Raw genomic sequence first — 12,237 nt, forward strand, 5'->3', positions numbered from 1 at the left:
AATAAGGATCATGCCGCATGAACCCTTTTTACACACCTATTGACATGACCTCTCCAGATCGCCTTCCTGTTGTGTAAGGATGAGACCCACGCACTGATTTCTTCACTCCTCGCCAGCATGTACCCTGTCTTCCTTTACCAGATCACGGACATACGGACAGAACCGCTCTTCATGTTCCTTGTCACAGCAACGCTGTACTTCTTCCTGAGAGGACTGCAATCTGCCAGCATCGCACATCCCCTTCTCGCAGGAGTCAGTGTCAGCCTCGCATCTCTGACAAGACCCGTGGCCCTCATTCTCATACCTTTCCTTGCAATCTGTTACATGATTCGACCCGGAATAAGGGCAAAAAAAATGACAGCACTAATTTTTTGTTTTTTAATTGGAGTATTGATTACCCTCGCTCCCTGGACGATCAGAAATTACATCAAGTACGGAGAAGTCATCCTCGTTAACAACGCGGGGGGATACAATTTCTGGCGGGGCTCTTCAAAAGAGATGTACGAACTCACAACAATCAAAGATCAAGCCGCATTCAGCACAGCCTCCGAGCAGTTCGAGACTGACCACCAGCGCACAATTACACGGGAAGTCAACGAGAGCGCGGACTCTCCAATGGCCCGGAGCAGGGTATGGCGAAGAAGAGGGTTGGAAAACATCAAAGATCACCCGGAATTATATTTCAGGTACTCCCTGAAGAAGGCCGTCAATTACTGGAGGCTCTGGCTGAATCCACAGGAGTACGGAAAAACCAAGGCTCTCATGAGTGCCCTGATCTTTGTACCACTTTACGTCCTTGGGTTTATAGGCCTGCTTGGTTATCGAAAAACCAATCCCTGGATTTTCAGGTTTATCATATTCTACTTTCTTCTATTCTGGGTGGCACACATCCCCTTCCAGGTAGTTATCCGTTTCAGGATCCCTGTTACCGATCCAATATTATTGGTTTTTACTGGTAGAGCCGTGAGAGTTTTCTTTCAAAACCTTCGGTAAAGTATCTGTACCTTTCGGGCTAGTCGATCAGGGTGTCCCGGGACATGGTTTTAAAGAGATAGGCTCCCGAAAAGAGTGCGATGACACCCGATGCTGTCGCGGGTACGGGCTCCAGAAGCAGGGCTTTTCCGATGGCAAACATGAACGAATAGATAAACAGTACGGCAACGCCCCAGGCCTGGACATTTTTTGTCAGGCTTTCCCCCGAACGCACCTCGGGATTGGCGCGGGCTATCGGCCCCCAGAAACGCGGTGACGGCTTCACCTTTCGATAAAAGGCCGTCAATCGATTCGTTTCCGTCGGAGAGGTCAGAAAGGTGACCGTAATCCACACAACCGCTGATGCAGCGACATTCATGGCCAGACGCTCTCCGAAAGGCAGGTGCGTGTACTTCTGAATCAAAATGGAAAAGGTCAGAGAAGCTGCAATCGCGGAGATTTCCGACCAGGCATTAATTCTCCACCAGTACCATCGAAGAATCTTAACCATTCCAGCTCCGGCTCCCATTAGCGTAAGAAATTTCCATGCTTTCTCAATGCTCGTCATCTGGGAAGCCCCTACGGCGGCCAGAATGGCAATTCCCACCATTCCCAACCTCCCAATCATGACGTAATGGCGTTCCGTGGCATGGGGCTTGATAAATCGCTTGTAAACATCGTTGACCAGGTAGGATGACGCCCAATTCAGGTGCGTATCCACCGTCGACATAAATGCAGCAAGGAAGGATGCCAGGATCAATCCGCGCATTCCGGTAGGAAGGATGTCGATCATGAGTTTCGGGTAACCCAGACGGGGATTTTCCAAACCTGGATAAAGAACCAGGACAGCCAGGGCCGAGAGAATCCATGGCCAGGCACGAAGGCAGTAGTGGGCAATGTTGAACCAGAGTATGGCACGCATCGACTCTCTCGGGTCCTTCGTTGCAGACATCCGCTGAACCAGGATGCCTCCCCCGCTGTCGGAGTTGGAGGCACACCACCACTGGACAGAAAGATAGATCAGGAACGTTGTGAAAAGAGCTTTTCCCGGGGATGGAATGAAGTTGATGACCTCAGGGCCCGCAGCATGGATTGCGCCCTCTCGAAGAGCCTGGAGCCCTCCTACCTTTTTTACAGCCTGGACACAGAGAAGAACGCTGCCCCCCATGGCAATAAAGAACTGCAGAAAGTCCGTGGCAACAACACCCCATAATCCAGAAACGACGGAGTAGCCCAGGGCAATCACGATGCACAGGCCCAGGGCGGGGACGGGATCCCATCCAAATACCATCTGAACTACAGTGGCCATGGCCAGCATGACCCACCCCATGATGATGGAGTTGGCAATAATCGCGCCCAGAAACGCTTTAAAGCCCCGTAAAAACGCGGCAGCTTTGCCGGAATAGCGCAGTTCAAAGAATTCTACATCGGTGACGATCTCTGCGCGTCGCCAGAATTTTGAGAAGAGGAAGGTCACCATGAGGCCCTGAATTGCAAAGGACCACCAGTACCAGTTTCCTGCGATTCCATCCTTCACCACCATTTCCGTCACGGCAAGGGGAGTATCGGCGGCGAAGGACGTGGCCACCATGGATGTACCGGCGAGCCACCAGGGCAGCTGCCGGCCGGAAATAAAGAAATCGTTGATTCCTCCGGAAGCCCTGCGGGCAAAATAGAGTCCCAAGACAACCGTGACCGCTGTGTATCCGATGATGATGGCCCAGTCAATAAAGTGAAGCGTCGTCATGCAGATACCGTCCATTCCAACCTGATCCCGCCGGAGCCATCTCCGGATTCGCAGTGCAAGGTGTAGGGATCAATCACATTACCACCACCGACAGTGTCCAGGCCAAAAGCTGCAGGTTTGCACATATCCGGTCCATCATAGCATGGTGGAAACGCTTTCAGCTCCGGGGTAGAAATCCTCCAGGCCTGCCCCAGGCTCCTTCAAAGACAAGGCTGGAGAGGGGGTTTCTTATCCTGGGTGCCGTTTCTGCCTTCTGGAGAGAGTCGGAAAGGGTGGAAGGATCCCCCGGATAGCCCAAGGCAGCCATTGTCACCGGCTCGAATTCAGGAGGGACCGCCCACTCTGCCACCACGGCATCACGGCTGAACCCTCCCATAAAATGGACCATGAGACCCGAATCCGCCGCCTGGATGGCTAGATTTTCCAGGGCCATCCCCAGATCGTGACGAGCATGACGGTTCTCCTTTTCATTGTGGGAAAAGCGGGTTCTTGCGAGGGCCACCATCAGAATCGGGGCATGACTGGCCCAGACTCTATTGGCATCCATCAGGCAGTCTGCCATCCGGGTGAATGCTTCCGGATCCGTTTGACGGGCAAGGATAAATCGCCATGGCTGTTCATTAAATGAGGAGGGAGACCATCGGGCGGCTTCAAAGAGGGACAGGAGGATTTTGTCCTGGATGGGATCACGGGAAAAGGATCGGGGACTCCATCGCTTTCGGATTGCCGGAAGGAGGGAAATATCCGTTGGAGCTTCCCTGTTCATGAACGCCTCCTTGTATGGAAAGATTAGAGAGAAATCCTGCAGGAGATCCTATTTCAGATGCTTCATCAACTCCTCAGCCTCCATCCGAACGATATAGGCTCGATCCCATTCAAAATCAAGATCTCCCAGGATTCTCTTGCAGAGAATCTCCAGATGGTCTCTCTGTTCCTGAGTAAAGTATCCCCTGGCCGCCATTTTGGCAAGGCTTCGTACGGCTTTACTCCGAACCGGAGCTTCAAAATCTGATACGAGAGCAATCAATCCCTGGTACGCCTGCTCAAGCTGATCCCCGGAAAAGGAGCTTTTTGGGAAATGTTCAAAAAACTTCCCGATCGTGCGCGCCGCCGTATCGCGAATCTCCTGATGTTCTGCGGAGAAGGCCTCAATGACCTCGTCAAAGTAGCTGAGCACCTGGGAATCTTCCACCTTACTCAGAGCATAGAGCGCCATCGACCGGGCATAAGGGTCATCATGCCCCCTGTAAAATTCCATGAGGTGCCGATAGGCGTCCGGCCCCATCTTTCCCAGGGTTCGTGCAAGGTTCATGGCGGCCTTGAGATCGGAGTAAGACAGCTGCTCTACGAGGTAGGGAATGGCCTCGTCTCCGATCGTGGAAAGAACTTCAACCGCACGGTCCACTACAGGCGCTAGATCGGGCCTGTCAAAGAGATCGACGTAGTAGAGGCTCGAAATGGCTTCCATGAGGAGAAGCTTTTCCTCGTGCCGGACCCCGACAGAAAGCAATCGCGCAGCATTATCGATGCCCCGCAGAATCACTGGAGCATCATGGCTTCGAATTTCAGTGAGTACGGTTTTAAGTACCTCGCCCATGGTCGTAGTTTATCATGGGGTACGGGAGAGGGACAAGGTGTCAGGACGTTCGGGGGTGTTTCCTGCGATATTCGGAAGGTGTCTCTTCAGGTCCGTCCGCTCCCCATATTCCTTTGCGATTGACCCGTGCCTCCTTCTGGGCTTCCTTAAATCGATCGACATACCGCACATTGGGCGGGATGGTCAAAAGGTATGCAAACCCGGCACGGAGCAATTCTTCGTTGATGAGTTTTCCATCATCAGTCCACAGATATATTAGGAGCCTGCCATATTTATCCGTCCGTGTCACATCCAGTTCAAGGCGGACCCTGGAACGGCTTCTCTCGATCCACTTTGACAAACCATCTCTTGAACGCTTTCCCCAGATTCCCTGTTTCCACTCCGGTGCATCAATCCCGATAAGTCGGGCTTTTCGGGAGTTTCCATCCATCTCTATTGTCACAGAGTCCCCATCCGTCACGTGTAATACCTGTACCCATGGATTTCCCGAGGGAGATCCCGGTTTGACCCATCTGGATTTTGTCAGGCGTTCCATTCCCACAATGAGAAAGAGAATCGTCATACCCAGAAGAATGGATCTTCGACCAACCATGATGATCATTGTACAGGAATCGCGTGAGTGGTAGACTCAACAATATGGATCAGAAACGGATCCTTGTCGGGAACCTGCCCCAGAGTATCGTGGAGAAAGTCAGCTCTTACCTCTCCCGAGATCATTTTTCCGTGGATTATCTTCCCTCGACAAAGGCGGTGAATGCGTTGATCGTCCGAGTCCCCTTCCATCTTCTGATTCTGGGAATCCCGGTGGAAGACATGCGGATTGAGGATCTCTTCCATTCGATCCGAACCGAAAACATGCCCTGCATTAAAAGCCCCGTTCTACTGCTTGGTTCCTCTTCCATTCTGGATGACTACCGGAAATATATCGGGAAGGGCGCCAGCTCCGTTCTGGACGGGGATCTGGAAAGCCTGACCCTGGTGGGTGAAATCGGACGGCTCATGGAAGTCGCGCCCCGCGTGGAAGCCAGGCTGCTGGTTCACATGAGAGTCCACATGGAATCAAGACAGGGAAACTTACTTTGCCAGTGTGAAAATATCAGCACTTCAGGGATGCTTATTAAGACCTCATCCCGCTATGATCCCGGAACCCGCCTCACCTTCGAGTTCACCATGCCGGGAGACAGGGACCCCATCCAGGGGGAAGCGGAGGTTGTTCGCCACACGGTCCATCCGAGAGACAAAGTTTCCGGGATGGGGTTGCGTTTTATCTCCATGGACGAGGATGGCAGGGAACGCCTGGAACGACATTTATCCCAGACAGACTAAATCCCTTCCCCTTGGGTTTTCTGCCCGCCTTCTGGTACACTTGAGATGCATTGCGTATGCTCCGGAGGACACTATGCACATCAATGATCTGCTGAAAGTTGCCGTCGAACGAAAGGCCTCCGACCTTCACCTCAAGGTCGGCTCCTTCCCGGTAATCCGGGTAGACGGAAAATTGACCCCTCTCGTCGATCAAAAGCGCCTGATGCAGGAAGATACCGTTGCCATGGCATTTTCCATGATGAGCTCCCGTCAGAAGGAGAAATTCAAGAACAACCTGGAAATCGACTTTGCCTACAGTGTGCCCGGCCTCGGACGATTTCGATGCAATATCTTTCAGCAGAGGGGAACCGTTGCGATCGTATGCCGGGTCATTCCTGTAAAAATTTTCACGGTGCGGGAACTTCTTCTCCCAACAGTCCTGGAGAAAATCTGTATGGAACAGCGCGGGATGATTCTTTGCACGGGGACAACGGGATCGGGAAAATCGACAACCCTGGCGGCCATGATCGACTATATCAATGCGCACCGCATCGAACACATAATTACGATCGAAGACCCGATCGAATTCCTTCACCGGGACAAAAAATCGATCGTCAACCAGCGGGAAGTTGAAGTGGACACAAAATCCTTCGGCCAGGCCCTCCGAAGCGCCCTTCGTCAGGACCCAGATGTCATCCTCGTCGGAGAAATGCGTGACTTTGAAACGATTGAAACGGCCCTGACCGCCGCTGAGACCGGCCACCTCGTCATGAGTACCCTCCATACTCTCGACGCGACGGAAACCATCAACCGAATTATCAGTATCTTTCCGCCCCACCAGCAGAAGCAGATCCGCCTTCAGCTCGCCGGCGTTCTCAAGGCCGTTGTCTCTCTCCGCCTCCTCCCCCGGGCCGATAATCTGGGGCGGGTTCCGGCGACCGAAGTACTGATTTCCACACCCTATATCCGGGATTGTATCGAAAACAAAGAAAAGACGAAGCTGATCCACGACGCCATCCAGCAGGGAACCAGTCAGTATGGCATGCAGACCTTCGACCAGAGCCTCTTTCAGCTCTACACCAAAGGTTTGATTACCCTCGAGGAAGCCCTGCGCCGTGCAACGAATCCTAACGAGTTCCGCCTGAAGCTGCAGGGAATTCAAAGCACGAAGGATATGTCCCTTGAAAGTATGGAGTCGGTGCTCGAAGGACCCGAGGAAGAAAATCCGCTGGAGGATGAAGACCTCAAGATCGACTTCACAAATCAGGAGGACATTTGACGTTTTCGCATCATGAGGTAAGACAGAAATTCCTGGACTTTTTTGCGTCCTGCCAGCACACCGTTGTTCCCTCCTCTTCCCTTCTGCCTGCCGGAGATCCCAGCCTTCTCTTCTCGAATGCGGGAATGAATCAGTTCAAGGATCTCTTCCTTGGACGGGAAGTCCGGGAATACCGTCGGGCAGCTTCGTCTCAGAAGTGTATGCGTGTAGGAGGAAAGCACAATGATCTCGATAATGTCGGCTTTACCCCTCGCCATCACACCTTTTTCGAGATGCTGGGAAACTTCAGTTTCGGGGACTATTTCAAGGACGACGCGATTCGTTTCGCCTGGGACCTCGTCACAAAAGAATACAGAATCGATCCGGATCGCCTGGTCGTTTCGATCTTCGAGGAAGATGATGAAGCCCACAGGATCTGGAATCAGTCCGTGGGTGTCTCCCCGGACAAAATCGTCCGCCTGGGTGCAAAAGATAATTTCTGGGCTATGGGGGATACAGGACCCTGCGGTCCCTGCTCCGAGATCTATTACGATCAGGGTTCCCTGGTTGGCTGTGGTAAGGAAGACTGCAGCCCGGCCTGTGACTGTGGCAGGTTTCTTGAATTCTGGAACCTGGTTTTCATGCAGTACAACCGTGACGAAAGCGGCGAATTGACCCCTCTCCCCTCACCCTCCATCGACACGGGCATGGGACTCGAACGGCTCGCAGCTATCCTTCAGGGTCATCAGAGCAATTACGGAACCGATCTCTTTTCACCTCTGCTTCAAAAAATATCTTCGATTACAGATACACCATTCTCACCGGGCTCTCCACTTGCCCCGGCTTTCCGTGTAATTGCCGATCATACCCGTGCCGTTACCTTTCTCATTGCCGATGGTGTCTTCCCGTCGAATGAAGGACGCGGGTACGTTCTCCGCAGGATCATCCGCAGATCTCTGCGTTTTGCTCACAAGCTGGAGTGGCACGCACCGGTCATTCCCCGGCTCGTGGAAACCGTGATTGACTCCCTGGCCTCAATCTATCCGGAAATTGCCCGGGAGTCTTCTGTAATTCGAGACCTGACTGCACAGGAAGAAGAGCGATTCGAGAAAACCCTGGATCGGGGTGTGGAAATCGTGGGGGAAATCGTGAACCGTTTTTCCGCAAAGGGTGCGATACCCGGAGAGGAACTCTTCTACCTTTACGATACCCACGGTATTCCGGTCGATTTCGTTGAGGAGATGGCCCGGGAAGAGAAGGTTCAGATTGATGTCGACGGTTTCCGTGCTCATCTGGACGAGCAGAGGGAACGATCGAAGAAGACAACAGCATTCAAGGACGACTATCGCGGATACTACGAAGAATTGTCCCGTACCGTGACTCCCACAAGGTTTGTCGGCTATGAGGAAACGATCTCGGACAGCACAATCCTGGCCATTTTGAAGGACGGGGAACGCGTGCCCTCCGCCCATGCGGGGGACGTAGTTGAACTCATCGTGGACAGGACCCCCTTCTATGCGGAGTCGGGAGGACAGGTCGGTGACACGGGAACCCTCGCCGGCACGACCGGAAAGGGTGACATTCTTGATACTCAGAAACCGGTTCCCACCCACTGGGTTCATCGGGTCCGGCTCACCGAGGGTACGGTATCCGAAGGGGAAACCGTGACGATGAACGTCGATGATCACCGCAGGAAGAGCATCATGCGGCACCACACGGCCACGCATCTTCTCCATGCAGCGTTGCGGGAAGTTCTTGGATCGTCGGTAAAGCAGATGGGGTCCCTCGTGGATCCCGACCGCCTGCGTTTCGATTTTTCCTTCTCAAGAGGATTGACAAGAGAAGAAATGGAAACCATCGAGCGCCGCGTCGCCGAAGGAGTCCTCGCAGACGTTCCCGTTACCAAAGAGCTTCTCCCCCTTGAAGAAGCAAAGAAAATGGGGGCTCTGGCCTTTTTCGGAGAAAAGTACGGACAGGAGGTCCGAGTTGTTGCCGTACCGGGTCACTCGATGGAGTTTTGTGGAGGATGCCACGTGGAGCGTACGGGGGAGATCGGAGCCGTAAAGATCACGGATGAGAAGGCAATCGCAGCCGGTGTCCGAAGACTGGAAGCCGTGGCAGGAGTCCCGGCTCTTCATCGCTTCCAGGTCTGCACAACGCTGCTCGATGAGATCTCAGTCAGGCTTCCCGGTCCTCACAATGACCTTCCTCTGCGTGTAGAGGCGCTTCAGAGCACGATTCGTGAACTCGAACGGACGGTCCGGGAACTGAAAGAAAAGGCAGCCGCGGGATCCGACAGCGGCGAGGATCGGCGAACAATTCAGGGAGTGGACGTTCTGTTGAAGGCCGTTTCGGACTTTGATCCACCCACCCTTCGTTCCCTGGCAGACCGCATGAAACAGAAACTATCCTCGGGGATCGTGATCCTGGGGAACACATCGGGGGAAAAGGCAACCATTCTTGTGGCCGTGACCGATGACCTTGCGGGCAAAATCCCTGCATCGAGCGTAGCGCGTTCAGCCGGTACACGGTTGGGTGGTTCAGGAGGAGGCAAACCCCATCTTGCCCAGGCAGGAGGCCCTGCTCCCGGGGATATGAGACAGTTTCTGATCGAACTCTCCGGAGATATCGCTCCATAATAAAACGCCCCGCATTTCGCGGGGCATCGAATCACAACGATAAGGGACGAGGGATCAGACGGACTGAACTTCCTCAATCTCGGGAATGGCCGCCCGAAGGCGTTCTTCCACAAAATGGACCAGGGTGAGCGTACTCATAGGGCATCCCCCGCAGGCCCCGGAAAGCCGGACCTGGACAATCCCGTCCTTTGCTTCAACCAGATCGATCTCTCCCCCATCCATCCGGATACCCGGGCGAATTTCCCTTTCGAGCACTTCCTCGACTCGACTCCTGAAATCATCACTCATGGATAAACCTCCTGAATTCTTACAAACAGTCGAATCACATTAACAAAAAGATTGACAAATGGCAACCGCTTCGTATACAAATGATCCCATGTATGTCCCCACACAAATTTTTCTAACGAAAGGTGTCGGTAAGCACAAGGAAAAGCTTTCCAGCTTTGAGGCTGCCCTGCGCAATGCCGGCATCGCTGCGCAAAACATTGTTCAGGTATCCTCCATCTTCCCGCCAAAAGCCCGATTAATATCCAAGGTCAAAGGTCTGGCGCATTTGAAGAATGGAGCCATCACCCATGTGGTCATGTCCAGGAATTCGACCAACGAGCCGCACCGTCTTATCGCGGCATCGATTGGATTGGCCCTTCCCTCTGACCGCAGAACGTACGGATACCTCTCCGAGCATCACTCCTTCGGAGAAAAAGCCAACGTCGCAGGAGATTATGCGGAAGACCTTGCCGCTTCGATGCTGGCAACGATTCTTGGAGTCGAGTTTGATCCCGATATTTCATGGGATGAGAAAAAAGAAATCTGGCGCATTTCGGGAAAGATCTACAAGACGACGAACATCACCCAGACAGCGGTGGGAGATAAAAACGGGCTCTGGACGACGGTCGTTACTGCTGCGGTTTTATTACCGTAACCTTTCTGTTCCTGTCGCCTTCCCGTTTTTCAGGAGGTAAGCCATGAAACCCACTACCTTTGAAGGCCGAGCATGGGTAATTCCGGTTGACGATATTGATACCGATATGATTTACCATAATGCTCATCTTGCCGTAACGGAAATCAGTGAAATGGGTAAGTTTGCCCTGGGCAACCTGAAGGGCTGGGAAGACTTCCCGTCCAGGGCCCGGGCTGGAGATATTCTGATCTTTGGACAAAATTTCGGATGTGGTTCATCCCGCCAGCATGCAGTAGACTGTTTCAAAGCTCTGGGAATCTCTGTAATCCTGGCCGAATCCTTTGGAGCCATTTACTACCGGAATGCAGTCAACTCCGGCATGCCGGTTCTCACCACACCCGGCCTCCCCACCGGCGGGACGATCTCCACGGGCGAAACCCTGCGAGTAGATCTTGAAAAAGGAGAGCTATTTAATATTACCCGCAACTGCGGTGCAGGTTCCGCCTGCCCCGCATCGGGAGTCCAGCTCGACATTTACCATGCGGGTGACCTTTTTGACTTCGGGAGGAACCTGTCCTCCTGACCGAAACGCCCCCTCGACCTGCCTTTTTCCGGCGAACAGCCTTTCTGGCGGTCCTCTTACTTGTACTCCTCACCATCTTTCACCCTTCACCGGGTGAGGATTACGATTTCTGCACCTATTACACTGCCGGTCTTTTACTGAGGGAGGGACATGCAGTCGACGCCTTCGACTACGATACGATCAATACCCGCCATAACCAGTTTCACCCGGACGAACGAACGGGTCCCTTCTATTACTCCCCTCTCTACCTTCTTCCTGCTTCAATTCTTTCCCTGACCACCTATGAAAGAGCCGAGGCAGTCAATCACGGCCTCACCCTGGTCGCCCTGGCAATTCTTTTCTATCTTCTTGCGATTCAAATGTCTCCGGGGCGTCAGATCGCTCTTTTCATCGTCTTTCTCACTTCACACCTTACTCTGTCACAATTTCTCTATCAGAACTGGACCGTTCTCCTGGCCCTCCTCCTGCTGGTTGCCTGGATTCGCACGAGAAAGGAGAATAACTTCAGTGCATCCCTTATCTGGGCACTATTGATCCACCTGAAAATTTACATGGGGATTCTTCTCCTTCCTCTATTTTTGTCTGGAAAAGGCCGGACGGCACGACTCGCAATCCTCTGGACAATCCTGCTTGCCCTCATCGTATTGCCCTTCATCGGCTCTTCACCCTTTCTGGCTTACGGCAAGGCTCTGGCATCTGCCGGATCGGGAATGACTTCATTCTTTAACCAGGTCTCCATTCCTGCGACGATTCTGCGGTTTTCCCAGCCGCCGCGGGAATGGGTCCGGCCTGAAGGTCCGGTAGATGCTCCACTCCTTGCCAGCCTCTTTTATCTGGGATTGCCGGCCCTCTTTCTCATCCTCCTCCTCTGGAAAACCGACCTGGATCACAGGCTGGGAGCCACCCTGATCTATGTGCTCCTCTTTGTCCCTCACGTCTGGGACCATATGATGCTTCTGCTTCTCCTTCTTCTTCCTTTTCTTCAGTGGGGATTCTTCCTCGCGCTTTCGATCCTCTTTGCTCTGACCTACTTTTACGACACCGTGGTTCACCAGTTGCTGTACATGATCCTGGTTGAGAACCTCCCCCTCCTCTCCCTGCGCAGTTTCCTGCTCTTCTTCCCCTTTCTCACCGTCCTCACCCTGGGAGGCCTGCTGAAGTCCAGATTATCCTTCCCTATAAAATAGGGACAGTCCCAGTAGTGTCCAAATATTAGTCGAATAAACTCAGTTGTT

Annotated in this window: 12 protein-coding genes; 7 read left to right on the forward strand and 5 right to left on the reverse strand. The window is 53.1% G+C overall.

The genetic code is table 11. The features are described 5' to 3' along the window. Positions 1-69: 69 nt before the first annotated feature. Positions 70-993, forward strand: a complete 924-nt coding sequence (locus PLD04_15085; protein ID HXK69649.1) for a glycosyltransferase family 39 protein — start codon at positions 70-72, stop codon at positions 991-993. A gap of 19 nt (positions 994-1,012) precedes the next feature. On the opposite strand, the gene PLD04_15090 is transcribed toward PLD04_15085, so the two are convergent. The 4 genes from PLD04_15090 to PLD04_15105 all read right to left on the reverse strand — a co-directional run bounded on the left by PLD04_15090 (position 1,013) and on the right by PLD04_15105 (position 4,908). Further along, the gene (locus PLD04_15090) at positions 1,013-2,719 is read right to left on the reverse strand and encodes a Na+:solute symporter (GenBank protein ID HXK69650.1); all 1,707 of its coding nucleotides are present in this window, start codon (positions 2,717-2,719) and stop codon (positions 1,013-1,015) included. Between the two features lie 157 nt (positions 2,720-2,876). Then, positions 2,877-3,485, reverse strand: coding sequence for a nitroreductase family protein (locus PLD04_15095; protein ID HXK69651.1), 609 nt, complete (start codon positions 3,483-3,485; stop codon positions 2,877-2,879). 48 nt (positions 3,486-3,533) lie between these two features. After that, a complete protein-coding gene (locus tag PLD04_15100; protein HXK69652.1) occupies positions 3,534-4,316 on the reverse strand; it encodes a HEAT repeat domain-containing protein in 783 nt (260 codons plus the stop codon). 40 nt (positions 4,317-4,356) lie between these two features. After that, a complete protein-coding gene (locus PLD04_15105; protein ID HXK69653.1) occupies positions 4,357-4,908 on the reverse strand; it encodes a thermonuclease family protein in 552 nt (183 codons plus the stop codon). A gap of 44 nt (positions 4,909-4,952) precedes the next feature. On the opposite strand from PLD04_15105, the gene PLD04_15110 reads away from it, so the two are divergent. The 3 genes from PLD04_15110 to alaS all read left to right on the forward strand — a co-directional run bounded on the left by PLD04_15110 (position 4,953) and on the right by alaS (position 9,518). Next, positions 4,953-5,642, forward strand: a complete 690-nt coding sequence (locus tag PLD04_15110; protein ID HXK69654.1) for a TIGR02266 family protein — start codon at positions 4,953-4,955, stop codon at positions 5,640-5,642. Between the two features lie 73 nt (positions 5,643-5,715). Then, positions 5,716-6,900, forward strand: a complete 1,185-nt coding sequence (locus PLD04_15115) for a type IV pilus twitching motility protein PilT (protein HXK69655.1) — start codon at positions 5,716-5,718, stop codon at positions 6,898-6,900. Further along, positions 6,897-9,518 carry an alanine--tRNA ligase gene (alaS, locus tag PLD04_15120; protein ID HXK69656.1) on the forward strand — a complete coding sequence of 874 codons (2,622 nt, stop codon included), beginning with the start codon at positions 6,897-6,899 and terminating at the stop codon, positions 9,516-9,518. Before PLD04_15115 ends, alaS begins: the two co-directional genes overlap by 4 nt. A gap of 54 nt (positions 9,519-9,572) precedes the next feature. Here alaS and PLD04_15125 read toward each other — a convergent pair whose 3' ends face one another. Further along, a complete protein-coding gene (locus PLD04_15125; protein HXK69657.1) occupies positions 9,573-9,806 on the reverse strand; it encodes a NifU family protein in 234 nt (77 codons plus the stop codon). Between the two features lie 88 nt (positions 9,807-9,894). Here PLD04_15125 and PLD04_15130 point away from each other — a divergent pair, with 88 nt between their 5' ends. From PLD04_15130 to PLD04_15140, 3 genes are all read left to right on the forward strand, one after another. Beyond that, positions 9,895-10,440: an arginine decarboxylase, pyruvoyl-dependent gene (locus tag PLD04_15130; protein ID HXK69658.1), complete on the forward strand. Its 546-nt coding sequence runs from the start codon at positions 9,895-9,897 to the stop codon at positions 10,438-10,440. Positions 10,441-10,483: 43 nt separating this feature from the next. Then, the gene (locus PLD04_15135; GenBank protein ID HXK69659.1) at positions 10,484-11,002 is read left to right on the forward strand and encodes a 3-isopropylmalate dehydratase; all 519 of its coding nucleotides are present in this window, start codon (positions 10,484-10,486) and stop codon (positions 11,000-11,002) included. A gap of 179 nt (positions 11,003-11,181) precedes the next feature. Further along, the gene (locus tag PLD04_15140; GenBank protein HXK69660.1) at positions 11,182-12,189 is read left to right on the forward strand and encodes a glycosyltransferase family 87 protein; all 1,008 of its coding nucleotides are present in this window, start codon (positions 11,182-11,184) and stop codon (positions 12,187-12,189) included. Positions 12,190-12,237 lie beyond the last annotated feature (48 nt).

Source organism: Thermoanaerobaculia bacterium (assembly GCA_035593605.1).
In the GTDB taxonomy this organism is placed as follows: Bacteria; Acidobacteriota; Thermoanaerobaculia; order UBA2201; family DAOSWS01; genus DAOSWS01.